Annotated in this window: 23 protein-coding genes; 13 read left to right on the top strand and 10 right to left on the bottom strand. The window is 60.7% G+C overall.

Annotated elements, in window-relative coordinates:
• Nucleotides 1-320 precede the first annotated feature (320 nt).
• Both tgl and H7B90_RS23150 read right to left on the bottom strand, forming a co-directional pair.
• On the bottom strand, nucleotides 321-1,169 hold the full coding sequence (gene tgl, locus H7B90_RS23145) for a spore coat transglutaminase TGL (protein ID WP_311772792.1): 849 nt from the start codon (nucleotides 1,167-1,169) through the stop codon (nucleotides 321-323).
• Nucleotides 1,170-1,193: 24 nt separating this feature from the next.
• Nucleotides 1,194-2,495 carry an MFS transporter gene (locus tag H7B90_RS23150; RefSeq protein WP_185138269.1) on the bottom strand — a complete coding sequence of 434 codons (1,302 nt, stop codon included), beginning with the start codon at nucleotides 2,493-2,495 and terminating at the stop codon, nucleotides 1,194-1,196.
• Between the two features lie 117 nt (nucleotides 2,496-2,612).
• On the opposite strand from H7B90_RS23150, the gene H7B90_RS23155 reads away from it, so the two are divergent.
• Nucleotides 2,613-3,503 (top strand): LysR family transcriptional regulator, encoded by an 891-nt coding sequence (locus tag H7B90_RS23155; RefSeq protein ID WP_185138270.1) that lies wholly within the window; start codon nucleotides 2,613-2,615, stop codon nucleotides 3,501-3,503.
• A 494-nt stretch (nucleotides 3,504-3,997) separates the two neighbouring features.
• On the opposite strand, the gene H7B90_RS23160 is transcribed toward H7B90_RS23155, so the two are convergent.
• Nucleotides 3,998-5,413, bottom strand: coding sequence for an MFS transporter (locus H7B90_RS23160; RefSeq protein WP_185138271.1), 1,416 nt, complete (start codon nucleotides 5,411-5,413; stop codon nucleotides 3,998-4,000).
• A gap of 117 nt (nucleotides 5,414-5,530) precedes the next feature.
• On the opposite strand from H7B90_RS23160, the gene H7B90_RS23165 reads away from it, so the two are divergent.
• The 3 genes from H7B90_RS23165 to H7B90_RS23175 all read left to right on the top strand — a co-directional run bounded on the left by H7B90_RS23165 (nucleotide 5,531) and on the right by H7B90_RS23175 (nucleotide 7,457).
• Nucleotides 5,531-6,457, top strand: a complete 927-nt coding sequence (locus H7B90_RS23165) for a LysR family transcriptional regulator (RefSeq protein WP_185138272.1) — start codon at nucleotides 5,531-5,533, stop codon at nucleotides 6,455-6,457.
• Nucleotides 6,458-6,749: 292 nt separating this feature from the next.
• Nucleotides 6,750-7,160 carry a VOC family protein gene (locus H7B90_RS23170; protein ID WP_185138273.1) on the top strand — a complete coding sequence of 137 codons (411 nt, stop codon included), beginning with the start codon at nucleotides 6,750-6,752 and terminating at the stop codon, nucleotides 7,158-7,160.
• Nucleotides 7,161-7,253: 93 nt separating this feature from the next.
• Nucleotides 7,254-7,457, top strand: a complete 204-nt coding sequence (locus H7B90_RS23175; protein WP_185138274.1) for a hypothetical protein — start codon at nucleotides 7,254-7,256, stop codon at nucleotides 7,455-7,457.
• Nucleotides 7,458-7,668: 211 nt separating this feature from the next.
• Here the strand turns inward: H7B90_RS23175 and H7B90_RS23180 are convergent, their stop codons facing one another.
• Nucleotides 7,669-8,079 carry a YjdF family protein gene (locus H7B90_RS23180; RefSeq protein ID WP_185138275.1) on the bottom strand — a complete coding sequence of 137 codons (411 nt, stop codon included), beginning with the start codon at nucleotides 8,077-8,079 and terminating at the stop codon, nucleotides 7,669-7,671.
• 344 nt (nucleotides 8,080-8,423) lie between these two features.
• Between H7B90_RS23180 and H7B90_RS23185 the strand changes: the two genes are divergently transcribed.
• The 3 genes from H7B90_RS23185 (at nucleotide 8,424) to H7B90_RS23195 (ending at nucleotide 14,822) form a co-directional block, all read left to right on the top strand.
• Nucleotides 8,424-11,726 (top strand): family 43 glycosylhydrolase, encoded by a 3,303-nt coding sequence (locus H7B90_RS23185; protein ID WP_185138276.1) that lies wholly within the window; start codon nucleotides 8,424-8,426, stop codon nucleotides 11,724-11,726.
• A gap of 117 nt (nucleotides 11,727-11,843) precedes the next feature.
• Nucleotides 11,844-12,527 (top strand): MOSC domain-containing protein, encoded by a 684-nt coding sequence (locus H7B90_RS23190; protein WP_185138277.1) that lies wholly within the window; start codon nucleotides 11,844-11,846, stop codon nucleotides 12,525-12,527.
• Nucleotides 12,528-12,731: 204 nt separating this feature from the next.
• Nucleotides 12,732-14,822: a penicillin-binding transpeptidase domain-containing protein gene (locus H7B90_RS23195; protein ID WP_185138278.1), complete on the top strand. Its 2,091-nt coding sequence runs from the start codon at nucleotides 12,732-12,734 to the stop codon at nucleotides 14,820-14,822.
• A gap of 21 nt (nucleotides 14,823-14,843) precedes the next feature.
• On the opposite strand, the gene H7B90_RS23200 is transcribed toward H7B90_RS23195, so the two are convergent.
• Both H7B90_RS23200 and H7B90_RS23205 read right to left on the bottom strand, forming a co-directional pair.
• Nucleotides 14,844-15,521 (bottom strand): FHA domain-containing protein, encoded by a 678-nt coding sequence (locus H7B90_RS23200; protein ID WP_260411167.1) that lies wholly within the window; start codon nucleotides 15,519-15,521, stop codon nucleotides 14,844-14,846.
• 196 nt (nucleotides 15,522-15,717) lie between these two features.
• On the bottom strand, nucleotides 15,718-16,458 hold the full coding sequence (locus tag H7B90_RS23205; RefSeq protein ID WP_185138280.1) for an SDR family oxidoreductase: 741 nt from the start codon (nucleotides 16,456-16,458) through the stop codon (nucleotides 15,718-15,720).
• On the opposite strand from H7B90_RS23205, the gene H7B90_RS33745 reads away from it, so the two are divergent.
• Nucleotides 16,457-16,615: a hypothetical protein gene (locus tag H7B90_RS33745; protein ID WP_376701751.1), complete on the top strand. Its 159-nt coding sequence runs from the start codon at nucleotides 16,457-16,459 to the stop codon at nucleotides 16,613-16,615. The genes H7B90_RS23205 and H7B90_RS33745 overlap by 2 nt on opposite strands.
• 177 nt (nucleotides 16,616-16,792) lie before the next feature.
• Here the strand turns inward: H7B90_RS33745 and yyaC are convergent, their stop codons facing one another.
• Complete coding sequence (gene yyaC, locus H7B90_RS23215; protein WP_185138281.1) at nucleotides 16,793-17,371, bottom strand: spore protease YyaC; 579 nt, start codon at nucleotides 17,369-17,371, stop codon at nucleotides 16,793-16,795.
• A 186-nt stretch (nucleotides 17,372-17,557) separates the two neighbouring features.
• On the opposite strand from yyaC, the gene H7B90_RS23220 reads away from it, so the two are divergent.
• Nucleotides 17,558-18,526, top strand: a complete 969-nt coding sequence (locus H7B90_RS23220; protein WP_185138282.1) for an acetylxylan esterase — start codon at nucleotides 17,558-17,560, stop codon at nucleotides 18,524-18,526.
• A 149-nt stretch (nucleotides 18,527-18,675) separates the two neighbouring features.
• Entirely contained in the window at nucleotides 18,676-19,389 is a 714-nt protein-coding gene (locus H7B90_RS23225) for a TerC family protein (protein ID WP_185138283.1), read from the top strand.
• A gap of 41 nt (nucleotides 19,390-19,430) precedes the next feature.
• Here the strand turns inward: H7B90_RS23225 and H7B90_RS23230 are convergent, their stop codons facing one another.
• Together H7B90_RS23230 and H7B90_RS23235 are read right to left on the bottom strand one after the other, a co-directional pair.
• Entirely contained in the window at nucleotides 19,431-20,423 is a 993-nt protein-coding gene (locus H7B90_RS23230) for a BtrH N-terminal domain-containing protein (protein ID WP_185138284.1), read from the bottom strand.
• Entirely contained in the window at nucleotides 20,407-20,979 is a 573-nt protein-coding gene (locus H7B90_RS23235; protein ID WP_185138285.1) for a PadR family transcriptional regulator, read from the bottom strand. The genes H7B90_RS23230 and H7B90_RS23235 overlap by 17 nt, the downstream gene beginning before the upstream one ends.
• Nucleotides 20,980-21,253: 274 nt before the next feature.
• Between H7B90_RS23235 and H7B90_RS23240 the strand changes: the two genes are divergently transcribed.
• The 3 genes from H7B90_RS23240 to ku all read left to right on the top strand — a co-directional run bounded on the left by H7B90_RS23240 (nucleotide 21,254) and on the right by ku (nucleotide 24,113).
• Complete coding sequence (locus H7B90_RS23240) at nucleotides 21,254-21,622, top strand: IDEAL domain-containing protein (protein ID WP_185138286.1); 369 nt, start codon at nucleotides 21,254-21,256, stop codon at nucleotides 21,620-21,622.
• A 379-nt stretch (nucleotides 21,623-22,001) separates the two neighbouring features.
• Nucleotides 22,002-23,123 carry a stalk domain-containing protein gene (locus H7B90_RS23245; protein WP_185138287.1) on the top strand — a complete coding sequence of 374 codons (1,122 nt, stop codon included), beginning with the start codon at nucleotides 22,002-22,004 and terminating at the stop codon, nucleotides 23,121-23,123.
• A gap of 207 nt (nucleotides 23,124-23,330) precedes the next feature.
• On the top strand, nucleotides 23,331-24,113 hold the full coding sequence (gene ku, locus H7B90_RS23250; protein ID WP_185138288.1) for a non-homologous end joining protein Ku: 783 nt from the start codon (nucleotides 23,331-23,333) through the stop codon (nucleotides 24,111-24,113).
• Nucleotides 24,114-24,161: 48 nt separating this feature from the next.
• On the opposite strand, the gene H7B90_RS23255 is transcribed toward ku, so the two are convergent.
• Nucleotides 24,162-25,025, bottom strand: a complete 864-nt coding sequence (locus H7B90_RS23255) for a metallophosphoesterase (RefSeq protein WP_185138289.1) — start codon at nucleotides 25,023-25,025, stop codon at nucleotides 24,162-24,164.
• Between the last annotated feature and the right edge of the window lie 445 nt (nucleotides 25,026-25,470).

The raw sequence follows: 25,470 nt of genomic DNA on the forward strand, positions 1-25,470 counted from the left end.
TCAGCCCTTTACTCTAGAATGCCCCATTTACTTACAAGCTCCGTTATCGCAGACGGATTCACTTGTGTGATTTTTCGAACAGCACCGTCGGAAAAACAAGGCAAATGAATTTTGTATGGTTTTTCGTACAACATTTAAGCAAGGCGCCTTCTTGAAGCCATTTGTATGATTTTTCGTACAACATTTAAGCAAGGCGCCTTCTTGAGGCAAAGTTTGTATGATTTTTCGTACAACATTCAAGCAAGGCGCCATCTTGAAGCAACTTTTGTATGATTTTTCGTACAACATTCAATCAAGACGCCATCTTGAAGCCGTTTTTATCACCACACGTAACGTCTGCTTCCGATGCGAGCGAAGATGCGGCGCGGATCGCCGACCGCCGCGAATTGCGACAAATACGCGTAGTCCGGATAGACGACGTCGTCCTTCAAGTAGGCCGAGACGCTGCTGCCCGGGCGCCGGTGCCGGTTCAGCCCCGCGACGATCGTCTCTCCCGGCACGATGCCGAACGGATGGCCGTAATACAGGTTATCCGAGATCTTGACGACGTTCTCGCCGCGCCAGATCGCGTCGTCGGGATCGAAGTCGGGGTTGGCGAAGTAGAGGAGGTCCCCGGGGAACGACTCCTTGGCGTCTTGGCGAACGGTCAGCCTCAGATCCGAGTCGGTATGCCAGTCGTACAGCAGCAGTCCGGAGAAAAGGCTGTTGAAGTCGGGCTCCCGCATCGTCGCGAGAACGCCTCGGTATACCGCGATGACGGTCGCCGTCGCGCACTCGGTCGCATACCGCCATCCGTTCGAGAATATATCCCGGATGCCATTGGCCGGAGCGGCGTCCTCCCGGATGCGGAAGCCGCCTTCCTTCGTCAAATGCCATAGCTGTTCGTTGCACGCGGCTTTGTCGAAATCTTCGAAGCGCAGCCCGCTGCCGGCGAGCGCCTCCGCGGCGGAGACGATCGCGGCCCGCAGCTCCATCTCGTGGCGCAGCTGCCCCGCAGACGGATACGCATAGACGGTCGGACTCGCTCGCTTCCGCTCGTACACTTGGCGCGCGACGGGCGGCCACGAGGACGTATCGACGTTCGTCTCGGCGCCGGCTATCGTTATCGTCGGAATCGCCTCCTTCCTTCTCCCATTACGTATGCGAATAGCGCATGTCCTAGACCGGATGCATGTTTGGCTGTAACCCTCGCCTTACCGGACCGCCGGCACGCGGCTCCTCCGGTCGCCGCGCGCCCGAAGCGAGATCGCGAGCTGGATGGCGACCATGATCGCGGCGATCGCGATCCAGCCCGCGATCAGCCAGGCGTCGCTGCCGCCCGCCGCGTCGTGCAGCCAGCCGAGCAGGACGGGACCGAGGGCGCCGATGACGTAACCCGCGGATTGGGTCATGGCCGACCAGGCGGCCGCTTGGCCGGCGTCGTCGGCTTCCTCGATCGGGAGCATCAGATTGAGCGGGAACAGGACGCCGGGTCCGACGCCGATAAGAGCGACCGCTATCCATGGCGGCGCCGACAGTTCGAGCAGGGCGAACCCGGCGAGCAGGAAGCCGGAGCCGAGAAGCAGCCAGAAGAGGCGGGACGGAACCCGCTTAAGAAGCAGCGGGAACAGCAATCCGACCGGAATCTGCATCAGGGAGAACAAGGTCAGCATGTTGCCCGCATATTCCCGTCCATAGCCCATGTTCTCGACGATCGGCGGCAGCCAGGCGGTAAGCGAATAGAACAGCATTCCAAGCGCTCCGAAGGAGAGGGTTAGCAGCCAAGCCCGGCCGCTGCCCCAAGGCAGCTTCGAGCGGCGGGAAGCGCAGGAAGCGCCGGAAGAGCCGGGAACATTGGAAGCGCCGGAAGAGCCGGGAACATTGGAAGCGCCGGAAGCACTGGAAGCATTGGAAGCATGGGAAGCGCCGGACGAGACCAATGCGGTTGAATCGGCACGATCTCGTAGAACGATCCGCGTCCAGCCCGCCAGCGCGACGAACGCCAGGATCGCCCAGATCGCGAGCGAACCTCGCCACGAACGCATTCCGGTCTGCAACGGAACCGATAACCAGGATGAAGAGGTCGCTCCGACGGCGAGAGCGATCGTATAGAGCGAGATCATGGAGGATATTCGGGCAGGGAACCGCTCCTTGATAAAGCCGGACAGCAGCGGTCCGATCGCCCCGATGCCGACGCCGGCAATGAACGCGGTCAGCATGAGGAAGAAGGCGGAATGGGCGACGAGCCGCAGGGCGTTGCCCGCCCCGATAACGGCGAGCGACCAGGCGATGACGCGTTCGATCCCGTGGCGATGCCCCCAGCGCACCGCGAGAGGAGAGAAGATTCCCATGCACAGCACGGGAATCGCCGTCAGCAGGCTGGCCGCGGAGGCGCTCATGCCGAGATCGGAACGAAGCGTCTGAACAATGGGAGAGACCGCGTTGATGGCGGGGCGCAGATTGAGCGACGCGAGGAACATCGCGAGGCCGAGGAGCAGCGGACGGTGTTGTCTCATAATCGTGTCTCCTTGTCTGGAACTTGGTGAAGTCATCATAAGGCCTTGCCATCTATTGATCAATTCAATGAAATAAATTATTATCATTTGCAAAACAAATGATTGGAGCTAACCCGAATGGAATTGAGACAGCTGGAGTATTTCATCGCGGTTTGCGAGGAACTGCACTTCTCCAAGGCGGCGGAGAAGCTCGGCATCTCCCAGCCGAATTTGAGCCTGCAGATCAAGGCGCTCGAGGAGGAGATCGGCGCTCCCCTCTTCGACCGGTTGGGCAAGCGAATCTCCCTGACGATCGCGGGCCACATCCTTCAGAAGCACAGCCGGAATCTGCTCGCCGATCTGCAGAACGCTTACGACGAGCTGGCCGAGCTGCGCCATCACCAGGGAGGGCGTCTCGCGGTCGGCGTTCTTCCGTCGGAGCTGGATTACCGGCTGACGCCATTGTTTATCGATTTTCACCGCCGCTTCCCCAAGGTTGGGCTGCGAATCCATGCCTCGGTCGAGCTCGTCAAAATGGTGCTGGACGCGACGCTCGACATCGCCGTCTCGCTTATGCCGATGCCCGACGACCGGCTGACCGTACTGCCTTTGACGGAAGAGACATACGGCCTTGTCGTCTCGGAGCGCCACGAGCTAGCCGGCCGCGACTCGGTCGCGCTCGACGAGCTGAAGGGGCTGCCCATCGTGATCTACCCGAGAGGATTCTGGGGGAGGGAGCTGGTGGAGGACGCGTGCCGCAGGCAAGGCTTCGAGCTGAACGCGATCGTCGAGACGACGTCGAACCCGTCGTTGTTCCGGTTCGTCGCCGAGGGCGTAGGCGCGTCCGTTCAGACGGCCGACCTCGTCGAATCGGTAGGCGACCCGGCGCTTCGGTTCATTCCGATCCGAGACGATCCGCCGACCCGCCGGATGGCCATCTTCCACAGATCGGACAAGTACCTCGGCCATGTCGCGAATTCGTTTATCCGGATCGCGATGGAGCGATTGAAGAGAGATTCGTTTTCCTGACATTAGCAAACTAGAAGAAACTATTATAGGTGGAGGTAAAATTCTATTTTTCCGGAGGTATCGGAATGGGAGCGGATAAGCCGGTTCCGATCACAGTCGAGACGACCGTTCAGGTCCCCGTCGAACAAGCGCGGGAGTATTGGACGGCGGCGGAGCCTATTACGAAGTGGTGTTTCGCCAACGACGGTTGGCATGGAAGCGACAGATGGAAGTTTCGGATTTGATTTTAGCGGCGATTGCGATGATGTCAGGACGAACGAATTGATCGCGTTCACTCTTGGCGACGGACGGAAATCGACCGTAACTTTCGCCAGCCAGGATAACGGGACTCGAGTCGCCGAAGCTTTCGATGCGGAGGCAACCAACGAGCTCGAGCTGCAATAAGCCGGCTGGCAGGCGATACTGGACGATGCCGCTTCTTGAAGCGGCTTTTCTCGTTAAAAAAACGGGACGTTCGCGAATCGATCGCGATCGTCCCGTTTGGCGTCTGACGGTTAGCTTCGTACGTCCGCCGCCGCGACGGCAGCTCTCTTCTCCCGGAACCCGGCCCGGAAGAACAGCAGAACAACAAGGTGCACCGCCGCGATCGTCAAGTAGAGGTTGCTGTACACGTTGGCGCTCGGAGTCGAGTTCAGAGGGTTCCAGCCGCTCGCGGCGCCCTGATCGACGATTCTTCCGTAGACGCCGGTCGAGACGGCGCCCGCCAGGAAGTTCAGCAGCGTCATCAGCCCCATGCCGACCCCGGCCTGATCCTTCGGCAGCGTTTGAGAGATCGCGTTGGACAGGGAGATCTGCATGAACATCTGGCCTACGTTGCCGAGGATCAGGATGGCCGCGACGAGCCACGCCGAGGCTCCGGCGAGGGTCGACAGCAAGGCGAAGCAGAGCAGCAGGGAGAACGAAGCCAAGTGGAAAAGGTACGAATTGCCCTTGGCATCCGCCAGCTTGCCTCCCCGTCTTCCGAGCATCGCCGACACGGCGGCGGCCGGAACCATCGCGAGGCCGATCCACCCCGGGTTGAGCCGGTGGACGTCGGAGAGCAGCTGCGGCGTCAGGAACGGAAGCGTATAGCCGGTTCCCATAATGACGACGGCCATCGTCAGGCCCGCGGAATAGCGCTTGTTGCGGAACAGCCGGGCCTGAACGAAGGGGACGGCGGCGGTGCGGATCCGCAGGGCGAACAGGAGGAACGCCAGCAGACTTCCGCCCGCGAGCGGCCAGCTGCTTTGGGTCACCGCGAGCAGAAGCAGGGCAACCGTCGCCGCGAGCAGGGCGCCGCCGAGCCAGTCGATTTTCCCGCCGGGTCCCTTCTCGTCTCCCAAGTACTTGCGGTAGGAAGGCAGCGTGAGCAGAACGAGCAGCGGGACGCAGAACAGCCAACGCCAATGGAGCGACCCGGCGATCAGCGCCGAGACGACGGGACCGAGGGCGCCGCCCAGCGCCAGCCCCGTCGCCGAGATGCCCAGCGCGCGGCCGCGCTTCTCGGCCGGGAAGTAGCGGACCGGAATGATCATCGCCGCCGCGGGAATCGCCGACGCGCCGGCGGCTTGAAGGATTCGTCCCAGCAGCACCATCCAGTATTCCTGGGCGGCCAGTCCGACCATCGAGCCGGCGAAGAACAGGACGAGCCCGAACGTCATCAAGTCCTTCAACCGGTAGGAGTCGGCCAGCTTGCCGTATAGGACCGAGCCGATCGCGTAGATCAGCGAGTAGATGGCCGATACCCAGCTCACTTGGGAGAAGCTGAGCTCGAACTGTTCGCTGATGCGGGACAGGACGATGTTGAACATGGTGGCGCTCATCGACGACAGAATCAGCGTGAAGGCCAATATGCGGATGAGCTTCTCGCCCGCCTGGGAGCTCGAGGGGCCATGAGCCGTCGCTTGAGATGGCGTAGAATGGGTGTTCATGGAAATTTCCTCCTTTCAGGGTTGCAAGATTATCATATTAGGATTAATGTATAAATGAAAATATATGTTAATGTATGAAACCATACACTTCAGTATATGGATTCGGGAGGGAATTCGATGGAACTACTGCAGCTGCACTACTTCCGCACCGTCGCCCGGCTGGAGCATATGACTCGCGCTTCCCAGGAGTTGCGCATCGCCCAGCCTGCTCTCAGCAAGACGATCTCCCGGCTGGAGGAGGACCTGGGCGTCCCCTTGTTCGACCGGCAGAACCGGCAGATCAAGCTGAATCCGTTCGGCAAGGCGTTCCTGAGGAAGGTGGAGACGGCGCTGTCCGCGTTGGAGGAAGGCAAGAGGGAAGTGGCGGACCTCGCGGGCACGGAGCGCGGCGTCATCCGGCTCGCGACGACGACGCTTAGCCGGCTGTCCGGCTCGCTGGCTGCGTTCCGGGAGCTTCATCCGGACGTGAACTTCCGCATCGTCCAGATCTCGCCGGCCGCCGAGGACGAGATGGTCCGGCTGCTCGAGGAAGGCGAGGTCGATCTGGGCTTCACGGCGGCGTCGCTCGGGCGGGAGGGCATCGGGGAGATTCCCGTGCTGAAGGCGGAGATCTGTCTGGCCGTTCCGAAGGGCCACCGCCTCGAAGGGCGGGAGAGCATCCGGCTGGAGGAGGCGGCGGGCGAGCCGTTCGTCGAATACAAGGAGGGCCACCCGTTCCGGAAAATCAACGAGGAATTCAGCCGCCGAGCGGGACTTGAGCGGAACGTCGTCTGCGAGATCGAGGAACCGGCGGCTCTGGAGAGTCTCGTGCTGGCGGGGCTCGGCGTCGCCTTCGTGCCGGCGTGCCCCGGCGACGAGAAGTCGCGCCTCAGCCTCGTGAGGATCGCGGCTCCCGTCTGCTCCCGCGAATTCACCGTCGCGTGGCTGGAGAAGCGGTACTTGTCGCTGGCGGCGCGCGAGTTCAAGCGGTTCCTCGGCGAATACTTCGCCAAGCTGGGGATGCCGGCGGCGGAGGCGGCGCCCGTTGGGGCGAGCTTCCGCTAGGGGGCAGCCAGGCATCGTGAGCGGCTCCAACAAGCGGAAAAAACCGTCTTGTTGGGGCACGGCAATGCGCGAGCGGACCCAACAAGCGGAAAAAACCGTCTTGTTGGAGCGCAGCACGCCCCGAGCGGCGCCAACAAGCGGAAAAAATCCGCCTTGTTGGGGCGCTGATCGGCACAATGTAGCGGTTGGGAAAAAATGGACGGGTTATTCATCCCCTATTTTATGGGACTAACGGTCGTTAGTTCGTCTACGCCTTACAATGGTACGAAGCAGGGAGAGGGAGGCTATTTGAATGGACGCAACAAAAGGCATCGTGCTCGATCGGCTGGACCATCTCGTTCTGACGGTTCGCGACTTGGAAGCGACGGTGAGATTTTACGAGGACGTGCTCGGCATGGAGGCCGTTCGCTTCGGCGGCGGACGCTACGCGTTGAAGTTCGGCGTTCAGAAGATCAATCTGCACGAACGCGGCAAGGAATTCGAGCCGAAGGCCCAATCGCCCACGCCCGGCTCGGCGGATCTATGTCTGCTCGCGCATACTCCGCTGGATGAAGTGATCCGGCATCTGAACGAATGCGGCGTAGCCATCGAAGAGGGACCCGTCCGGCGGACCGGAGCGACGGGACCGATCGAATCGGTGTACATCCGGGATCCCGACCGGAACCTGATCGAGATCTCGAACGAAACGGCGGCGGAGGAATAAGGCCATGGGGGACTAGGTCAAGGTCTCTTGCGGCGATCAAGACGGCTTAAACGGGAGACCCGCACGACTCAATTAAGAGGAGACAGCTTCCATATGGATACCTACATAGACGCCAGCGAAGCCCCGATCGCCAACGCCAACCAAACCAAGCTGCTGACGATCGCCATCGACGCCTTCTCTCTGAAGGGATACAGATTGCATGGGCGTACAGCCTGTCCGGCATCGTACAAGACGAATCCGGCTCCCATTCCGCGGGAATCGTCATCCAGTCGCTCGAAGGAAGCTACGATTGACTAGGGTATTCGTTTTCTCAAGTTCATGTTTAGAGGGGGCAGTCGTCACGGTCGGTATTGGACCAGGCGACTGCTCTTCTGCATGTAGAGCAGTGTTCCTTATCGGCGGGGATAAAAAAGTTGCCCCTGTTGAGACCGTTTTGGCGTGTCCGCAACGAGGGGCCATTACATCCGGCGGTTCACTAATATTTGTCTACCCGGCCCGGCGCAGGAGCTTACCGTCCGCGGCGCTTCTCCTTCGCCTGCTTGACCTTGAGCTGCCGCTTCGCCTCGCGAAGCTCGTCGCGGCGCTGCCGGCTCAGGAGCTGCCGCTCCTTCTTCCGCTCCTCAAGCTCCAGCTTCATCGCCTCCTGGGCGTACGCGGATACGCCCCTTGCCCGCGTCACGCGGGCGACTTCCCGCGCGAGACGCTTCGGATTGACGCGCTTCGGATCTGGAGCCCGCCCTTCGACGCCGTGCCTCGTTCCTTCCAGCAGCGGCAGCAGCCGGCGCTGGACGAACTCCATCACTTCTCCGTCGGCCGGCTCCGAGCCGAAGATATGCCGGCAAGCTTTGATCTTCGAGCCTTCCGATCTCTCCGCGACGCCAACCCAGTACTGTCCGTCATGGTAAACGGTCAGCTTCATGCGTATTGCCCCCTCTAAGCATGATCGAGCGATGGACATCCCGAGGGGGGAAGGTTACTGACGGAAGCGATCGGCGCGATTGCCGCCGCGCCGCGTTCCGCGTCCGGACTACCGACCGGAGCCGTGTTTTTACGCTCGCTTCCGATTATGGAAGAGATCCGGCCGTCTTGGCAAGACGAAGGTCGAAGAAGTTCACTCGATGCGCAAGGGTTCACTCGCCGGCAAGCCGGGTTTGTTCATACAGTGCGGAAAAGTTCACTTGTCGTCGCGCCGACATTTGAATACGCTTACAAACGAGGCTCTCCCAGCCTCCGAATCTCTCAATCGCACAAGGAGGAGAAGTGATGAGATCCATCCGCAATCAGTCAAGAAAAGGGGCGGCGGCGTTCTTCTCCCTGCTGCTGGCGTCATCCGCCGCGCTGTCCTTCGCACCGTCGGTTCGGGCTTCGGCCGCCGCGGATGACGGATGGGAGCAGAAGCTGAGGGAGAACGACTACATCCTCTACTTCGTCAACGCCGGCGATCCGACTCCGGCGACGGCCGAGGCGGGCGACCGCATCGGCTTATACGCGAGCTTGACGGAGCAGACGTACGGCCCGGACCCGGCGACGGGCAAGAAGTGGGGGCTCGACACGGCGACGAGCGCGACGACTGTTCGGGATCCGTCGGCCAAGACGGGCTCGCTTCGGTATTACAACGGACCGCAGACGCGGGACAAGGCGCTGCAGTATCGCTTCGAGCTTCCGGAAGGCGATTACGACGTGACGCTGGGCTTCAAAAATCCGTGGAGCGGAAGAAGCGAGAACTTCATCATCGAAGGAACGAACGTCTCCGGCGATTACGCGATCGGCGAATACGACGCGGAGAAGGAAGTCACGTATCGGAAAATCCGCGTGTCCGACGGCGAGATGACCGTTCGTATTCAAGGTCCTTCCAGCGGAACGCTGACGAATTACAACGATCCTCTCGTCAATTACATCGTCGTCCGGCAGTACGTCGTCGTGCAGCTCGCCGATCTGCAAGAGAGGATCGACGCGGCGAAGGCCGAGGCGGCCGATCCGAAGTATACCCCGTACAGCGTCGAGAGCGTGAACACCGCCGCGAGAGAAGCGGAAGCGCTGGCGGCTTCGCTCGCGGAGAGCGGAGCGGATATCGCGGACCCGGCCGTGCAGGAGCGGATTCGCGCCGCCATCGCCAAGCTGGAGAAGGCGGTCTCCGAGCTGGTCGCGAACGAGCCCGTCTCGTCCTACAAGCCGGGCGCCGTCTGGCGGGATACGAACGGAGCCGTCATTCAGGCGCATGGCGGCGGTATTTTCCACGACGAGAACACCGGTCTCTACTATTGGTACGGAGAGGACAAGACGAACGGCTATCTGCCGGCGCGCGGCGTCCGCGTCTACTCCTCGGCGGACTTGTACAATTGGAAGGACGAGGGCCTCGCGCTGACGGCGATCGAATCGATGGACGACTTCGAAGACGATCCGCTCATCTCCCGGCTGTACGCGGGCCGGACGGACAAGGCCGATATTCTGAACGATATCGGCACGAACCGGATTATCGAACGTCCGAAAGTCATCTATAACGACAAGACCGGCAAATACGTCATGTGGATGCACACGGACGGGCCTTCCGCCACTTCGAACGCCAATTACGCCAAGGCCGAAGCCGGCTACGCATTGAGCGATTCGCCGACCGGTCCGTTCGTGTACCAGGAGAGCCACCGGATGGATCGGGCCCCGGAGGACGCCGAGTACAACGGCCAGCCCGACCAGCCCGGCATGGCGAGGGACATGAACCTGTTCAAGGACGACGACGGCACCGCGTACTTGATCTATTCGAGCGAGGAGAATATGACGATCTACATCTCCAAGCTGAACGAGGAGTACACGGACGTCGTCGGTTGGCACAAGGACGGCAACGCCGAACGCGATACGACGTACAAGGCCGAATACGGCGTCGATTACGTTCGCGTGTTCCCAGGGGCTCAGCGCGAAGCGCCCGCCATGTTCAAGTACGAGGGCAAGTATTACCTGATCACGTCCGGAGCGACCGGGTGGTCGCCGAATCCGGCGAAGTATACGGTGGCCGACAGCGTCTTCGGCGAGTGGAGGCCGATGCGCGACTTCGCTCCGGGAACGTCGACGACGTTCGGCTCGCAGAGCACGTACGTCATTCCCGTCGACGCGGCGGCGGGCAAGTTCATCTACATGGGCGACCGATGGAACAGCGCCAATCTCGGCGATTCGCGCTACGTCTGGCTGCCGATCGAATTCGGCGAGGACGATTCGATTACGCTGCGCTGGTACGACGAATGGACGCAGGACGTTCTGGACCGGATGGGGAAAATCGCAATCGATACCGAGCTGCCGGAGAAGACCTCGCTCGGCCGGGCGCCGGAGCTGCCGGATACTCTGGCGGTCACGAAGTCGGACGGCACGACGCTGACGACCCCCGTCGTCTGGACGGCGAGCGGCGGCTTCGACAAGCCGGGCGTCGTCACGGCGAAGGGCAGGCTGACGCAGCTGGCCGACAAGACGATCGAGCGGCCGATCTACGTCGTGCCGGAGACGAACACATTGTTCGTGCATGCCGGCGGAGCCGCGACAAGCGACTATTCGAAGCTGGCCGGGTATCTGGGCGATCTGCTTCTCAATCCGGACGCGATCGACCAGTCTTACGATCCTTCGGCGGGCCGCGCATGGGGATATGTCGGGAACGCGACGGCCGTCTCGGGCAACGACGGCGGGGATCTGTTCTCTTCGCTTCGCTATCTGAAGAGCAATTCCGGCGACGATCTGACCTACCGCTTCGACCAGCTGGCGAGCGGCCGCTATTCGGTCTATGTCGGCCTGTACGATCCGTGGTACCAATATTCCAAAGGCAACCGTCAAGCCGACATCCTCATCAACGGCGAGACGTTGACGAGCCGCTACGTATTCACCGACGCCAAGGATGTGCTCGCTTATTCGCGGCTGGAGCCGCAGAACGGCTCGTTCGAGGTGACGGTACGCCGCTCGGCGAACGCTCCGGCGTCCAATTCCGATCCGCAGATCAGCTGGATTATGATCGTGGCGGAGGAGAAGACCGCGCAGCAGGTCGCGGACGGCATCGAAGCCATTCCGGCGCCGGTGAAGGACGCAGCCGCGCTTACGCTGCCCAGCGTGCCGGAAGGCTACCAGATCGCGATCCTGAGCACGGATAGCGAAGTTATCGGAGCGGACGGAGCGATCGCGCCTCCGGCCGAAGACACGGTCGTTCAGGTCGCGCTGCAGGTGACCCGGTTGTCCGACGGGACGACGGGAACGGCGACGCTGCCCGTGACCGTGCCCGCCACGGCGAAGAAGGTGACGGGCCTTAAGCTGAATGAAGAGAAGGTGAAGCTCAAGGCCGGAGAGAGCTTCGCGTTCGCGGTGACGGCGACGTACGAGGACGGCAGCGAACGGGACGTGACCGCGTACGCTGCATACGCATCGGCGAAGCCGTCCGTCGCCGCGGTCAGCTACGCGGGACTTCTCCGGGCGATTCGCCCGGGCTCGTGCGAGATCGCGGTCAGTTACCGGGGAGCTACGGCGAAGGCGAGAGCGAACGTCAGCTCGCCCGGTCATCGCGCGGGAGCCGAGGAGGAGGGGGAGGCAGTAACCGAATAAGACGCAGAGGAGCCGCCGGCGCGCGGTTCCTTTTTTTATGATCCTCTTCAAATGAGGAGCCATTGCGATTATGATAAGGAAAATCATAGAGAACTGACGTTTACGGGAGGGGCAGCCATGGTACGGGCAGAGATCGTGTCGCTGAATATCGGACAGCCGAAGCCGGCGGCGTTTAACGGGAAGGAAGTATCGACCGGCCTCTTCAAGACGCCGGCGGACGAACCTCTTTTCCTATCGCGAACGAACTTCGAAGGGGACGGGCAAGGCGACCTCGTTCATCACGGCGGTCCGGACAAAGCCGTATGCGTCTATCCGCACGAGCATTATCCGTACTGGGAACGGGAACTTCAGCGATCTCTCGAGTACGGCGCGTTCGGCGAAAATCTGACGATACGGGGGCTGGCGGAAACGGACGTCTGCATCGGCGATATCTATCGGTTGGGCGAGGCGTCGGTTCAGGTCAGCCAGCCGAGGCAGCCCTGCTTCAAGCTGTCCATGCGCTACGGCAAGCCGGAGATGCCGCTCTTGGTGCAGGAGACCGGCTTCACCGGTTTTTACTTCCGGGTGCTGGAGGAAGGCCTCGTCTCCCCGGCCGACGGATTGACGAGAACATGGAGACACCCGCTCGGCGTCACCGTCGACTATGCCAACCGGATCATGCACCGGGACAAAGGGAATTTCGAGGGAATTCGCAAGCTTCTCGCCGTGGGAGAGCTGTCGGCCAATTGGCGCCGGACGTTCGAGAAGCGGCTGGGCGGCGGCGAGACGGATACCCGGGAGCGCCTGACGGGCCAAGGCTAACAGAGAATGGCGCTACCGTTCGGGAATGCAGCGATCCGGTAGAGCAGCGAAGGGCTTTCGGGTGGAATGGACGCGGGAGCCTTTCGCTTCCCTTGTGACGATTCTATGATTCTTTTGCTATTGTACGGCGATCCGCATTGTACTACGATAAGCGTGAATGGTTGCGAGCCTATGAGCCTATCCGGCCGCCAAGGAGGAGATGACGTGAGCCGACGATTCGCGCTTGTTGTCGTACTAACGACGATTCTTATGTTCGCCGCCGGTTGCAAGGATAAAGAAGAACCGCCCAAGGAGGAGCTGCCGTCCGAAGCGCTGGCCGCCTATCTGGCCGCTTGGCAGAAGCTCGACTTCGAGGCCATGTACGACCGGCTGACGCCGGAAGCCCAGGCGAAGCAGACGAAGGAAGCGTTCGCGGAGCGCTATCGGAAAATCTATGAGGGCATCGAAGCGGTCGACCTGACCGTCGAGCCGGTCGCTCCCGACCCGTCTCCGGCTACGTCCGCGTCTCCCGAGGGTTCGCCCGACGCGGAGCTGACGGAGACGTCGCTGGAATACCGCGTCGGCATGGAGACGCTGGCCGGCCCGATCCGGTTCGAGAACGCGGCGAAGCTGAAGAAGACGACGCTCTTGAATCCCGAAGGCAAAGAGGAGAAGAAGTGGCGCATCGAGTGGGAGCCTTCGCTTCTGTTCCCGGGCATGGCGGAAGGGGATAAGGTCCGCGTCCAGACGACCAAGGGGGAGCGGGGCGAGATTCTCGACCGCAACGGCAACGGCCTCGCCATGAACGGAACGGCGATGCAGCTCGGCATCGTTCCGGGGAAGCTGGGCGACCAGCCGGAAGCGACGAAGGCGAAGCTGGCGCAGCTGCTCGGGATCGAAGCGGCGGACATCGACAAGAAGCTGAGCGCCAAGTGGGTGAAGCCGGACCTGTTCGTCCCGATCGCCGTCGTCGACGAGGAGGATCTGGAGAAGTTCGCCGACGTGCCGGGAATCGACTATCAGCGGAAGAAGATCCGGGCGTACCCGTACGGGGAAGCGACGGCGCACCTGACCGGCTATATCGGGGAGATCAGCGCCGAACAGCTGGAGAAGAAGAAGGATCAAGGCTATGCGGTCGGCGACCTGATCGGCAAGGCCGGCATGGAGCAAGTGTTCGAGGATCGCCTCAGGGGCTCGGACGGCGCGAAGATCTTCATCGCGGCGCCGGACGGCAGGGAGAAGGAGATTCTCGCGGAGCGGCCGGCGGAGGCCGGAGAGACGATCCGGCTGACGATCGACGCCGATCTACAGCTCGCGATGTACAACGAGCTCAAGAAGGAATCGTCGACGGCCGCCGCGATCCAGCCGGTCTCCGGCGAGATTCTCGCGCTGATCAGCACTCCGTCTTACGACCCGAACGCGTTCGTGCGGGGCCTGTCCGACGAGCAGTATAAGGCGTGGAACGACGATCCCCGCCATCCGTTCCTGAACCGGTTCACGAAGGGGTACGCTCCGGGCTCGGCGTTCAAGCTGATCACCGCGGCGATGGGGCTCGATACCGGTACTCTCGATCCGGCGAAGAAGGAGAATATTCCGGGCCTCAAGTGGACGAAGGACGCTTCCTGGGGCAACTATTACGTGAAGCGCGTCCACGAGGTGAACCCGGTCGACTTGTCCCGTGCTCTCATCTACTCGGACAACATCTACTTCGCGCAAGCGGCGTTAAGGATCGGGCCGGAGAAGTTCGTCGAGGAAGCCGCCAAGTTCGGCATCGGGGAGGACCTGCCGCTCGAATATCCGTTCCGCAAGTCGCAGCTCGCGAACGACGGGCTCCGCGGGGAGATTCTGCTCGCGGACACCGGATACGGCCAAGGGGAAGTGATGATGACCTCGCTGCACGTTGCGCTTCTGTATTCGACCCTCGTCAACGACGGGAGCGTCGTCCGGCCCGCGCTGACGCTGAACCCGGATGGGGAGACGGCTCCCCGCCTGTGGAAGGAGCGCGCGATGAAGCCGGAGACCGCCGCGCTGCTGAAGCAGGACCTGATCGAGGCGGTCAGCAAGCCGGACGGGGTCGGACACGGCGCGTATATCCCGGGAGCGTCCATCGCGGGCAAGACGGGGACGGCGGAGATCAAGCAGACGAAGGACGGCGACGGCACGGAGAACGGCTGGTTCGTCGGCTTCAACGCCGCCGATCCGAAGCTGCTCGCGGCCGTCATGGTCGAAGGCGTGCAGGGCAAGGGAGGAAGCGCGTACGTCACCCCGATGGTGAAGAGGATCTTCGAGTATTCGCTGAAGCATCCATCCCGCTAAAGATTCGAGCGCGTGGAAGGATCAATCCTGGAGGACGTAGCCCTTCCCGCGGATGCTCTCGATCGAGAGGTGGCGGTCCGTCTTCTTGCGGATCCGGTACAGCAGGGAGTTGATCTCCTCTTGGCTGACGGAATCCGCGGAATCCGGGCCGGTCCTCTCCGGCCAGACGTACCGGACGACCTCTTCGCGCCCGACGAACTGCCGCTCCTTGCGAACGAGCAGCTCGAGGAAGCGGTACTCCTTCTCGGACAGCCGATAGCTGACGTCGTTCAGCCTCACGGACTGGCGCACGGGGTCGAGCAAGCGGGCCTCCTCCGGCCCGCCTTCTTCCGGCGGGCTCAAGGGGGAGAGGTCGAGCGTCTCCCCGATCCGCACGGGGGCGAAGACGAGAAGGACCAGGCCTTGGGCGAAGGCGATCCGGGCGGAGCGCTCGAGCGGGACCGGCACGAACGGCTCCAGCGGGGCGCCGTTGACGGCCGTTCCGTGCTTGCTGCCGAGGTCCAGGATCGAGTACCGTCCGTCTTCGTACCGGATCTCGGCCTGCCTTCGGGAGACGAAGGCGTTGTCGAAGGCAACGTCCGGCTCCCAGCCTTCGTCCTTGCGTCCCAGCACGAGGCGCGGAGCGGAGCCGAGAGGCAAGATGTCGCCCCGTTCGTGGGGATAGCCGCGTTCTACGAGCAAGTGGGGAGTGCGGTTCATGCGGGTCACGGGGTCTACCTCTTTTCGGCGAATATCGGATCTCTATTGCATTCGACGAGAATCGGCGGGGGAAAGTTTCGTCCAATCGGATAACCATTGCTGCCTTCACGGCAAGTGTTGCATGCGAACGCCCAGATGAATAAAGGCATGAAGAAGAGGCCGCCGATCCAATCCGGGGCCTCTTTTTTTTGATCGATCACCGAAAGTAACCTGCATGGAAAATATCATCGAGCAGAGTCGGCTGCGATGGATTCCAGCCGAGTCGCTCTCGCGTTCGTTCAGCCGAGACCGGAGCATCGAGTTCGGCAAAGTGCCTGAACCAACCGAAATGCGCGGATGCTTCATCAGCGGAGATCGAAACAGCGGGTATTCCCAGTCCGTGTCCGATCGCAACGGCAATCTGGCGGAAAAGGATGCTCGGCTCGGCGACGGCGTGAAAACGAGCGCCGGGTACTTTGTTTGAGAGAGCGAGCCTATAAAGTCGAGCTGAATCTAAGCGGTGAACGGCACTCCAGCGATGATTCCCTTCACCAATGTAAGCTGATATCCCTTTTTCACGCGCGATGTTTATCAGCAATGGGATGAAGCCGTGATCCCCTTCTCCGTGAACAGTAGGAGAAAGGCGAACTACGCTAATACATACCCCGCGCGCCGCGACCGCGTCTGCGGCTTGCTCCGTTAAAACGCGCGGAAATTGTTGAGGGGTAAAGATGGAGCGATCCGTTTCATGCGCCAGCTTCCCTGGCATAACCAATGCCGTCCCTGAGGTAACGATAAACGGGCGTCCAGTTCCTTCGAGCGCCTTTCCCATAGTTTCGATAGCTTGAAGATCTTTTTCACAGTTTTGCCGTTGCTTAGAGGCCTCATCGTTCTCGCTGAACGCCGAATTTCGGGAGCTGTGGGGGCGGCACGACGTATCTACAAATACAGTAGGCATAAAGGAGTTTCTTCTTCCCGATGCGGGGTCGTTGAAATTTGTCCACTCTACCTTCACGATTTCCGAATACGGCGACTTCAGGATGACCGTGTATACTCCGGTAGAAGGTACAGGAACCGAGAAGCGGATGAAGAAGTTCTTGAACGGGTATTCTTAACATCGTCATAATAGGAACTGCCCGTTCGTTTAACGACCTCTCCTCGCACGAAGCCCCTTTATAGCGAAAAAATAACAAAAAGAACAGCTGAGCATTCAGCTGTTCTTTTCGGCGGAACTATCGAGCTCTATTAATTACTAGCCCGTAAGAATTGCGTCGCATCCATACTCGCCCGCGTCACTCCGCCGCCCTCTCGTTCGAGTAAGTCCGGATGGCGGCGTACAGGCTGCGGGCGATAAGGTCGGCCATTCGCATAACGACGTGGAGGCGGGTGCTCTGCAGAACGTAATGATCGAGAATGCCGCCGATGTTGACGACCCCGGATAGATGAATGTCGCCGACGGGAGTCAGCTTCTTGTTCACCCCGGCTCCCGGGTGGATCGGGCCTTCGTCCAGATGGATCGAGCCGACGCTGGCCGGCTTGCCCAAGCTGGCGTCGACGCCGATGACGAACGGATATCGAGTGTTCTGGCGCAGCCGTTCCAGCGTCGAGTCCAGGTTCATCGCGTGAACGGGATCGGCGATCGTGCCGTACAGGTCGAACGCGGACGAACGGAACTTGCCGAGAGCCGTTCCGGCCAGCGGGCCGAGAGCGTCTCCGGTGGAACGGTCCGTTCCGAGGCAGACGACGGCGATGCGTTCATGCGGCCGGAGCCGCTGAAGATAGATTCCGAGACGAGAGGAGAGATGCAGGGAAGCCGCAGGGTCCGTATAGAACACCTTCAAGGGACCGTTATCGATAGGGGCTCTGATCATAGATTCTCCTTTGGACCATGACATGTTTTTATGATACATTACGTATCTGATGGAAGTCTGTCTAATGCGGTCGGCGCCGGATAGGGCTTTTTGCTCGAATTTCTTATGGGAAGAGCCTGGCGATTGTCGTAAAATAGATAGCGGTTACGAAACGGGAAGACAGATGAGGAATGGGGAGAGAGAACGATGAGCTACATGGAGAGAAGACTGGCGGATATGCGGCAGTATCGGCCGGACCGCACGGCCCCCGAGGATCTGGAGAAGTTCTGGGCGGCCACGCTCGCGGAAGCGAAGGCGAAGCCGCTGAACGACGTCCGCGAGCGGACCTCGACCTTGTCGCCGTACATAGAGGCGTACCGCGTCACCTACGAAGGCTTCGACGAGACGCCGATTCAAGGCTGGTACCTGCTTCCCGCGTTCGGAGGGGAAGGGAAGCGGCCCTGCGTCGTCCTGTTCCATGGCTATACCGGCGGCAAGGGCTATCCGGAGCAGTATTCGGACCTGCTGATGCTCGGCTTCGCCGTGTTCGCGATCGACGTGCGCGGGCAGGGCGGGGAGACGGGCAACCTGCTCCCGCAATCGTTCGGGATGACGAGGGGCTGGATCACGCAAGGGCTGCTCGATCCGAAGACGAGCTATTACCGGGCGATTACGGTCGACGCGCTTCAAGCCGTCCGCTGGACGGCGGAGCAGCCCGAGATCGATCCGGATCGCATCTGCGTCGCCGGAGCGAGCCAAGGCGGGGGGCTTACGCTGATGACGCTGGCTCTCAGCGACATTCCCGCGAAGGGAATCGCCGACATCCCGAACATGTGCCACATGGATTACGGGATTCTCAATTCCACGGGCTCGCTGACGGAGGCGGCGGAGTTCGTATCCCGTCATCCGGACAAGCTGGAAGCCGTGCTGCGAACGCTCAGCTACTTCGACGCGCTGAACCTGGCCGAGCGGATTCGGAAGCCGGTCTTCGTCTCCGTCGGGCTGAAGGACACGATCTGTCTCCCCGAGACGGTCTTCGCCGTATACAACCGGATCGAAGCGCCGAAGCGGCTGCAAGTGTATCCGTTCAACGGCCATTACACGAGCGGCGATCACTTCCGCAAGATGGCCTCGTTCCTGCTCGAGCCGGCTGAGAGCCGGGCCGAAGACGAATAGCGGAGGAAGCCTCCCTCGGGCGGACGCCGGAATTCGTTCGGCGGATATGCTATGATGGAGGAAGGGCGAATCGGGACAACTTATGACGCATAGGCGATACTACCCCAGGAGAGTGCCCGGCTCTCCGGATTCGAGGCGAATGACGGATTATGCTCGAGAATTTGCTTTTGCTGGCCGAGATCTTGCTCGTCAACATCGTGCTTAGCGGCGACAACGCGGTCGTGATCGCCATGGCCAGCCGCAATCTGCCGGCCCATCTGCGGCGAAGGGCCATCTGGCTCGGGGCGATCGGGGCGGTCGCCCTGCGGATCGTCTTGTCCGTCGCGGCGCTTGCGCTGCTGGACATTCCGGCCGTCAAGATCGTCGGCTCGCTGCTGCTGCTCTATATCGCTTACCAGCTCCTGACGGACGAGGGGGAAGAGAAGGAAGTGCAGGGAGTCGGCTCGCTCGGCAAGGCGGTCGGCATCATCCTGCTCTCGGACTTGATCATGAGCCTCGACAACGTGCTGGCGATCGCTTCGATCGCGAAGAACAACGTCTGGCTCATGGCGGCCGGCATCGCCCTCAGCATTCCGCTCATCGTGTGGGGCAGCCAGCTCATCCTGAAGGTGCTGGGACGGTTCCCGGCGGTCGTCTGGATCGGCTCGGCCATTCTCGGCTACACGTCCGGCGAGATGCTGGAAGACGTTCGGGTCGTGAAGGACTGGCTGCCGGAGTGGGGCGCCTGGGAGATCGGCTGGCTTCCGGTCGCGACGGCGGCTCTCGTCCTGCTGGCGGGCTTCGTTCACCGGCTCGTCGTCCGCGGCGGGCGGGGGAAGCTGTCGGAAGGGGACCATGCGGGCCCGGGAAGCACGAAGGGATAGCGGTTTGCCGCTATCCCTTTTTTTACGCATCGGTATTCTTTTCACATAGATGACGACAACAATAATTCCATGGCCGCGCGTTCCTTATCCGCAATCTCGAGCAATAGCGCGGAAGCTTGGTTAAGCTCCTGTTGATTCCCCGTTCTTCCCGCGCGGTCGATCAGGGAAGCGACGCCGGTCCACATCGGAGCGATCTCCGCAAACCGCAAGCTGGCCTGCTCCACTTTCGGATCCCCAAGCCAATCCGCGCATTCTCTCAGGAAATCCCGGTAGAGGTTCCGGAACAAAGCGCCGCCGGTTCCCGCTCTTTCCATAAGCAACGCGGTCAAGCACAGATCATGCTCAAAGTTCCGGCTTCGAGACGGCCACTTCCGAATTTCGCGGCTCATCTTGAGGATGCCTTTGTTCCCGATATTTTGAATAGGCGGATTCAAGTAGTCCTGCGCATTGTTCGTTAAGGAAGCCCGTATAGCGGGCGCAAGCGGAGGGAGGGAGCCGATCGGCTCGATCGTGAAGGAACGGTTCCTCGAGCTCATGGGCCCCTTCGCGTTCCTGGCCATAGCCAAGGAATCCAGACGCGTCTTGACGAGCCCGCCCTGTTGTCCCGTATCCGCCAGGTACGCGTATTCGTCGTCCATGCCGTATATCGTCGCGTAGTGAGCGGCAAAGTGCACTTTGTTCGTGAAGTAATCCAAATAATACGAGTCCAATTTAAGTCCGACCGGAATTCCGCGTTCCAGGCTGCTTCGTACGTTCTGCCACGCTTTATCGACGGACGAGGTTTCTTGCGCCCTGAGAGTCAAGTCGAGCCGGGATGCCAGGCAAGCGGCCAGCGCATCCGGCTTCACCCTTCCCCCGATAAAAGGAAAATCCATCGCCTTCGAATCCCAATAGATAAACCCCAATCCTTGCCCGAGTCCGAATAACATCGGCTCCGACAGCCGGACTCCCGCGTATTGAAGCAAGTTGCCCATCGCGGTCGTCTCGCAATGTTCTCCTTGGTAGGGAACGAAATCTTCAATGATGGTCGGCATGCCTCTTCATCTCCTCCTGCAATTCGCTGATGAATCGGGCGACGAACGCTTGCTCGCTCTCGATGAGATTCATGGGATGGAGGAAAAGCGCCCTCACGTGCAGCGGCAATCGACTCCCGCCTTGCGATTCGTAGCTCCGTCTTATATTCGTCAAAGCCTTCGCAAGAAAATCCAATCGGGCTCGCAAAGCTTCAACGGCTTCGCCTTTCTCGACAAAAGGCAATGCGGCCACCCCGAGATCGAACCGGTTGTCGCGCTCTCGCGTAGAAGAGAGGCTGGCGATGATCTCTCGTCTCAGCGCTTCGCGGCCGACTTCCGTTATGCCAAACCGGGTCGGCATCGGTCCCTTGCCGGACTTCCCGCCGGATTCCTCGGACTCGATCAACCCTTTATCGTTCAGCTTCTTCAGTCCCGCGTAGATCGAAGTCGTGCCGATATTCGCCCATTCCCGATAGCCGCGCCGATCGATTAATTTAAGGAGGTCGTAACCCGACGCTTGACGGCATTCCGCGATCAATTGCAGCAGCATCAATTCGACATTCGAAAGGGGAGTCATGGAGTGACCTCTCTTGGCTTATATTTCATATACGTAATATAACAGAGGTGAAATATATAAATCAAGCTCCCATTTACGCGTCAAGTTCAGGCTAGTTCAGGCTAGTTTTATGCTGGACAAGCGTTCGCGAGGAATGACTCGGAATGAAGGGAGCCGGCCATTGACATTCGGTACTGTAACTATTATTATTACAGTAAGACTTCGGGATTTGCTTTCGGGGGTCGAGTCGTTTAGACTTTTCTTAACATTCCGACAATGAGGACGGTGGACGGTCATGAACTATGCAATCGGCGACTGGGTAACCGGCAATACGAGTCAGGGCGAATTGGTGCATGGCTATATCGAATCCATCGACGTCTTCCAGGGGACCGTAGACGTACGCGTAACCGAATCCGACAGCGAAGCCGCCGTGGGCAAGGAGGTCAGCCTGCCGGCCCGCGCGGTCAGAGGCTTGCCGATTCACGCGGCGGACGACGAGAGCGGCTTGCGCAATCTGATCGATCTGGCCTTGATGACGCGGGACGAAGCGTGGTTCATGGAGTTGACCTCGAAGCTCGTCTCGCTGCAGAACCGCAACCGGCGGCAAGACAAGAGACGCAGCCATTCGGTATCCGTGCGCAACCGTCTCGGCTTGACGAACTGAGCGGGCTCTCGGCTCATTCTCGGCTCATTGGATAGACGTCGAAGCGATCGGGCTTGGAAGCCCGGTCGCTTTATTTTTTCTACATAAGTCCATTTCGCTAACGGGCCTCTCGTTATTCGGGGGGGGGGGGCGGAAGTTGACGTTCGCGGTTTCGGTCCGAACTTATTTGGGGCGATCGAGGGTAAAAAAAGGGCTTCCAGCACGAAATTGCGTTTGGGCGAAATAGCGTCTCCTCGATTCGTTAGCCGTTGACGCCGTCGGGGGTAAAATTCTCTCGCGAGGAAATCGGTGCAACCTTTCGGAACCGGATCGCGTTAGGGTAGATGTCCGCATCGATGCGGCACAATCCGATTCTTCGCTAGGAAGGGAGCATACAACGATGAACAAGAAGAGATGGATCGCGATCGCGACGGTGGCCGGACTGCTCGGCACGACGGCGGCAGCGCAGGCGACCGGACTTATCCAGAAGGTGAGCGGGGTACTGAGAAGCGACGTGACGGTTACGATCGACGGCGAGAAGACTTCGCTTCACCCGATCTACGTGAACGGCCAGGCTTACTTGCCCGTACGGGAAGAAGCGGCCGCGCTCGGCTACGAGCTCCATTACGACGCCAAGAACAAAACGATCGAATTGAAGACGACCGGCGAGGAAGAAGCCGCCGACTATATCGACTGGATGGGCATCGTCCAAGACGTTCAGAAGCTCGAGGACGGCAGCTATAAGATCAACACGATCGGAACGGGCGGGGCGAACTGGATGATCCTGACCGCCGACAAGGACACGGTCGTGAAGGACGCGGAAGGGAAGTCGGTGCCTCTGGACGAGCTGAAGCCGGGAGCGCAGATCCTCGCTCAGTACGGCCCGATCGTCGCCATGAGCTATCCGGGGCAATCCCACGCGGCGTCCATCACCGTTCAAGCCCAGCGCTTGATCCAAGAATCCGCGATTCTCTCCGTCAAGCAGACCGACGACGGATGGCAAGTCCAATTCGGCGAGACGAAGGACGGAGCCGCACAGCCGTCGCTGACGCTGAACGCGGGCAAGGAGACGCGTCTCGTCGACGCCGAAGGGCAGCCGCTGTCCTGGTCGGACTTCAAGGAAGGCGACCAAGTCCGCGCCTACTACGGTCCGATCATGACGAAGAGCCTCCCGCCGCAGAGCCCGCTGTTCTACCTTGTGAAGCTGACGAAGGCCGACACGCTGGCTCCCGCCGCGCAGCAGGAGTTCCGCGATCTCGCCTGGAAGCAGCTGGCCGACGAGAGCAAGTCGCACGTGAAGACGAAGCAGGAAGAAGCCGCCGTCGCGATCGTAGACGCCAAGGGCGCTCCGGTTCTTCCGTCGACCGACGAGCAGAAGAAGAAGTTCGAGGAGCTTCAAGCCGCCGGCGGCAAGCTCGTCACGGTGACCTACAGCACCGATCAAGACGAACTGCTCGGGCCGCTCGTCGCCGCCTTCGACCTGGACTCCAAGGAGTTCGTCGGTTACTTCGTCCGCCGCTAATCGCGGGCGGCTCTCCTAGACACGGTTATTCGACAACAGCAAGCCAAACAGCTCTCGCCCTCCGCGGCGGGAGCTGTTGCTATATTTAAGGGAAATCGTGCCGCTCCTCGACATGAGCGCCATCCCTCGCGCAATTCCCGGTTCGAGAATCGGCCCGACCGAAATATAGATGGGAGAGTAGCGATCTTAATCGGGAGGACGATCCGAATGCAAGCGTTCTGGAGAGGGACGGTCCACATCGCCAGGCTGCGAATACCGGTCAAGCTGTACGCGGCGGCGGAAGAGAAGGCCGTCGTCTTGCACAATCGGCACAAGGAATGCGGGCATGCCGTGACCCAGCTGAAATATTGCGCGTATTGCGCCATGGCCGTGGAGCCGGACGAGCTGGAGAGAGCGTATCAGCGGGGAGGGGACAGGCCGGTGGCGTTGACCGAGGAGGAGCTGCGGTCGATCGCGCCGGAGAACGACAAGCGGTTCCGGGTCGTTCGCTTCGCCCGCGCATCCGAAGTGCCGGCATTATGGATGAAAAAGCATTATTACGTCGGGGCCGACGAAGTCGGGGAGGATGCGCTAACTCTCGTCGGCGAACAGCTTCGCCGGCTTGGGCGCATCGGCATCGGGTATATCACGCTCCGATCCGTCCGGCAGCTCGCCGGCCTCTGGGCTTCCGATGACGCGCTCGTGCTCACTACCCTGCATTACGCCGACGAGGTTCGCTCCGCTCCGGGCAGCGCGCAGGCTCCTTCCGGGCGCCCGGATGGCGAGGCGAGCGCGGAACTCGGCGCTCTGATCGAAGCGATGTCCGGGCCCTTCGAGCCGAAGCAGTATGCGAACGTCTACCAGGACGCCTTAAGGAAGCTCGTCGCCTCCAAGCTGTCGAACCGGCCGCCGGAGGACGAGCGCCCGCCCGAGCCGGCCGACGAGGACGGGGATTCGCGCGATCTGCTCGACGCGATTCGCGCCAGCTTGAAGGAGCTCGGCCGCTCTTAGCGAGGCGAGGATGGGTCCCTCTCGATCGATGCTCGCGCAACGGCGCGCTCATTCGGAAGGAGCGCGCCGCAGCGTGAACACCGCGATCTCCGGCACGTTGCCGAAGCGCACGTTCAACCGGGTCGTGCCGATCCCGCGGTTGACGTAGAGCCGGTACGGGCGGCCCGGCCTCGAAGGCGAGGAGAACGAGTACATGCCTCGCACGTATTTTTTGCCGAATTCCGTACGGATAATGGCCCCTACGCCCGGCACGTAGACCTGGCCGCCGTGGCTGTGGCCGGACAGCTGAAGGGCGACCGGGTACGCCCCCAGCCCGACGGCCGCGTCCGGCTCGTGCGCGAGCAGCAGGTGGAAGCCTCTCTCCGGCAGCTTGGACAGAACGCCGCGGGGATCGGGCTTCCCGAGGACGTAGTCGTCCAGCCCCGATACGGTGATGGAGTCTCCGTTCGGCAGCGAGACGGCGCGGGTCTCGTTGACGAGTACGTCGAAGCCGCCTTCGGTCAGATAGGCTCCCGCCGTCCGGACGCGCCGCTCGTAACCGAAGTCGTGATTGCCGTAGACGGCGAACTTCCCGAGAGGCGCCCGAATGCGCCGAAGGAGAGGACAGACGGCCGCATCGCCTTCGGTTCTCTTCGAGGCCGCGTCGAACAGGTCGCCGGTGAACGCCACGAGATCCGGCTCGAGAGAGTTGATCGTCTCTACGAGCTTCTCGAAGCGCTTCAGCGAATGATAGTGTAGAAGGTGCGTGTCGCTGAACTGCACGATCTTCTTCCCGTCGAACCCCGCGGGCAGCTCGGGCGAACGAATCTCGTGCCGCGTGACGATCCGCCTTCTCGGCTCGACCAGGAACGAGTAGCCGCCGAGAAGAGCGGCCGCGGCGACGGGCAGCCATGCGATCGTCGACGAATCCATCCCAAGGCCCCCCCTTTCGTTATTTCCATAGAGTAACAAATATGAACGAAGGATTCAAAATACGCCCGACAAATCGCGAAAAAAACTATCATTGCCCCATTCACATACAGGATTCGCGATCCCTGCTCGGGTTCCTATCTTGGTTACGCCGCTGACAGGCGGATAAGCTTGTGTGATTTTTCGAATTGCGTCATCGAAACCATCCATGCAGACGAGCTTTTTGTATGATATTTCATACACCATTCGAACAAGGTACCTTATCGAGGGGAAGTTTGTATGATTTTTCATACAACATTCAAGTGAGGTGCGATTTTCGAGAAGAATTTGCATGATATTTCATACACCCTTCGAGCAAAGTGCCTTTTCGAGAAGAATTTGTATGATTTTTCATACACTATTCGAGTAAGGTGCCCTAACGAGAAGGATTTATCCTGAATTTCGAAAG

Source organism: Cohnella xylanilytica (assembly GCF_014212175.1).
Lineage (GTDB): Bacteria > Bacillota > Bacilli > Paenibacillales > Paenibacillaceae > Cohnella > Cohnella xylanilytica.

Bases quoted from the DNA above. Each gene is read 5' to 3' on its own strand.
- H7B90_RS23165 (WP_185138272.1), top strand. From the start codon at position 5,531: ATGGAACTACTGCAGCTGCACTACTTCCGCACCGTCGCCCGGCTGGAG.
- H7B90_RS23240 (WP_185138286.1), top strand. From the start codon at position 21,254: ATGAACTATGCAATCGGCGACTGGGTAACCGGCAATACGAGTCAGGGC.
- H7B90_RS23190 (WP_185138277.1), top strand. From the start codon at position 11,844: ATGGTACGGGCAGAGATCGTGTCGCTGAATATCGGACAGCCGAAGCCG.
- H7B90_RS23220 (WP_185138282.1), top strand. From the start codon at position 17,558: ATGAGCTACATGGAGAGAAGACTGGCGGATATGCGGCAGTATCGGCCG.
- H7B90_RS23225 (WP_185138283.1), top strand. From the start codon at position 18,676: ATGCTCGAGAATTTGCTTTTGCTGGCCGAGATCTTGCTCGTCAACATC.
- yyaC (WP_185138281.1), bottom strand. From the start codon at position 17,371: ATGATCAGAGCCCCTATCGATAACGGTCCCTTGAAGGTGTTCTATACG.
- H7B90_RS23155 (WP_185138270.1), top strand. From the start codon at position 2,613: ATGGAATTGAGACAGCTGGAGTATTTCATCGCGGTTTGCGAGGAACTG.
- H7B90_RS23175 (WP_185138274.1), top strand. From the start codon at position 7,254: ATGGATACCTACATAGACGCCAGCGAAGCCCCGATCGCCAACGCCAAC.
- H7B90_RS23180 (WP_185138275.1), bottom strand. From the start codon at position 8,079: ATGAAGCTGACCGTTTACCATGACGGACAGTACTGGGTTGGCGTCGCG.
- H7B90_RS23205 (WP_185138280.1), bottom strand. From the start codon at position 16,458: ATGCCTACTGTATTTGTAGATACGTCGTGCCGCCCCCACAGCTCCCGA.
- H7B90_RS23200 (WP_260411167.1), bottom strand. From the start codon at position 15,521: ATGAACCGCACTCCCCACTTGCTCGTAGAACGCGGCTATCCCCACGAA.
- H7B90_RS23170 (WP_185138273.1), top strand. From the start codon at position 6,750: ATGGACGCAACAAAAGGCATCGTGCTCGATCGGCTGGACCATCTCGTT.
- H7B90_RS23185 (WP_185138276.1), top strand. From the start codon at position 8,424: ATGAGATCCATCCGCAATCAGTCAAGAAAAGGGGCGGCGGCGTTCTTC.
- ku (WP_185138288.1), top strand. From the start codon at position 23,331: ATGCAAGCGTTCTGGAGAGGGACGGTCCACATCGCCAGGCTGCGAATA.
- H7B90_RS23255 (WP_185138289.1), bottom strand. From the start codon at position 25,025: ATGGATTCGTCGACGATCGCATGGCTGCCCGTCGCCGCGGCCGCTCTT.
- H7B90_RS23160 (WP_185138271.1), bottom strand. From the start codon at position 5,413: ATGAACACCCATTCTACGCCATCTCAAGCGACGGCTCATGGCCCCTCG.
- H7B90_RS23235 (WP_185138285.1), bottom strand. From the start codon at position 20,979: ATGACTCCCCTTTCGAATGTCGAATTGATGCTGCTGCAATTGATCGCG.
- H7B90_RS23245 (WP_185138287.1), top strand. From the start codon at position 22,002: ATGAACAAGAAGAGATGGATCGCGATCGCGACGGTGGCCGGACTGCTC.
- H7B90_RS23230 (WP_185138284.1), bottom strand. From the start codon at position 20,423: ATGCCGACCATCATTGAAGATTTCGTTCCCTACCAAGGAGAACATTGC.
- H7B90_RS23150 (WP_185138269.1), bottom strand. From the start codon at position 2,495: ATGAGACAACACCGTCCGCTGCTCCTCGGCCTCGCGATGTTCCTCGCG.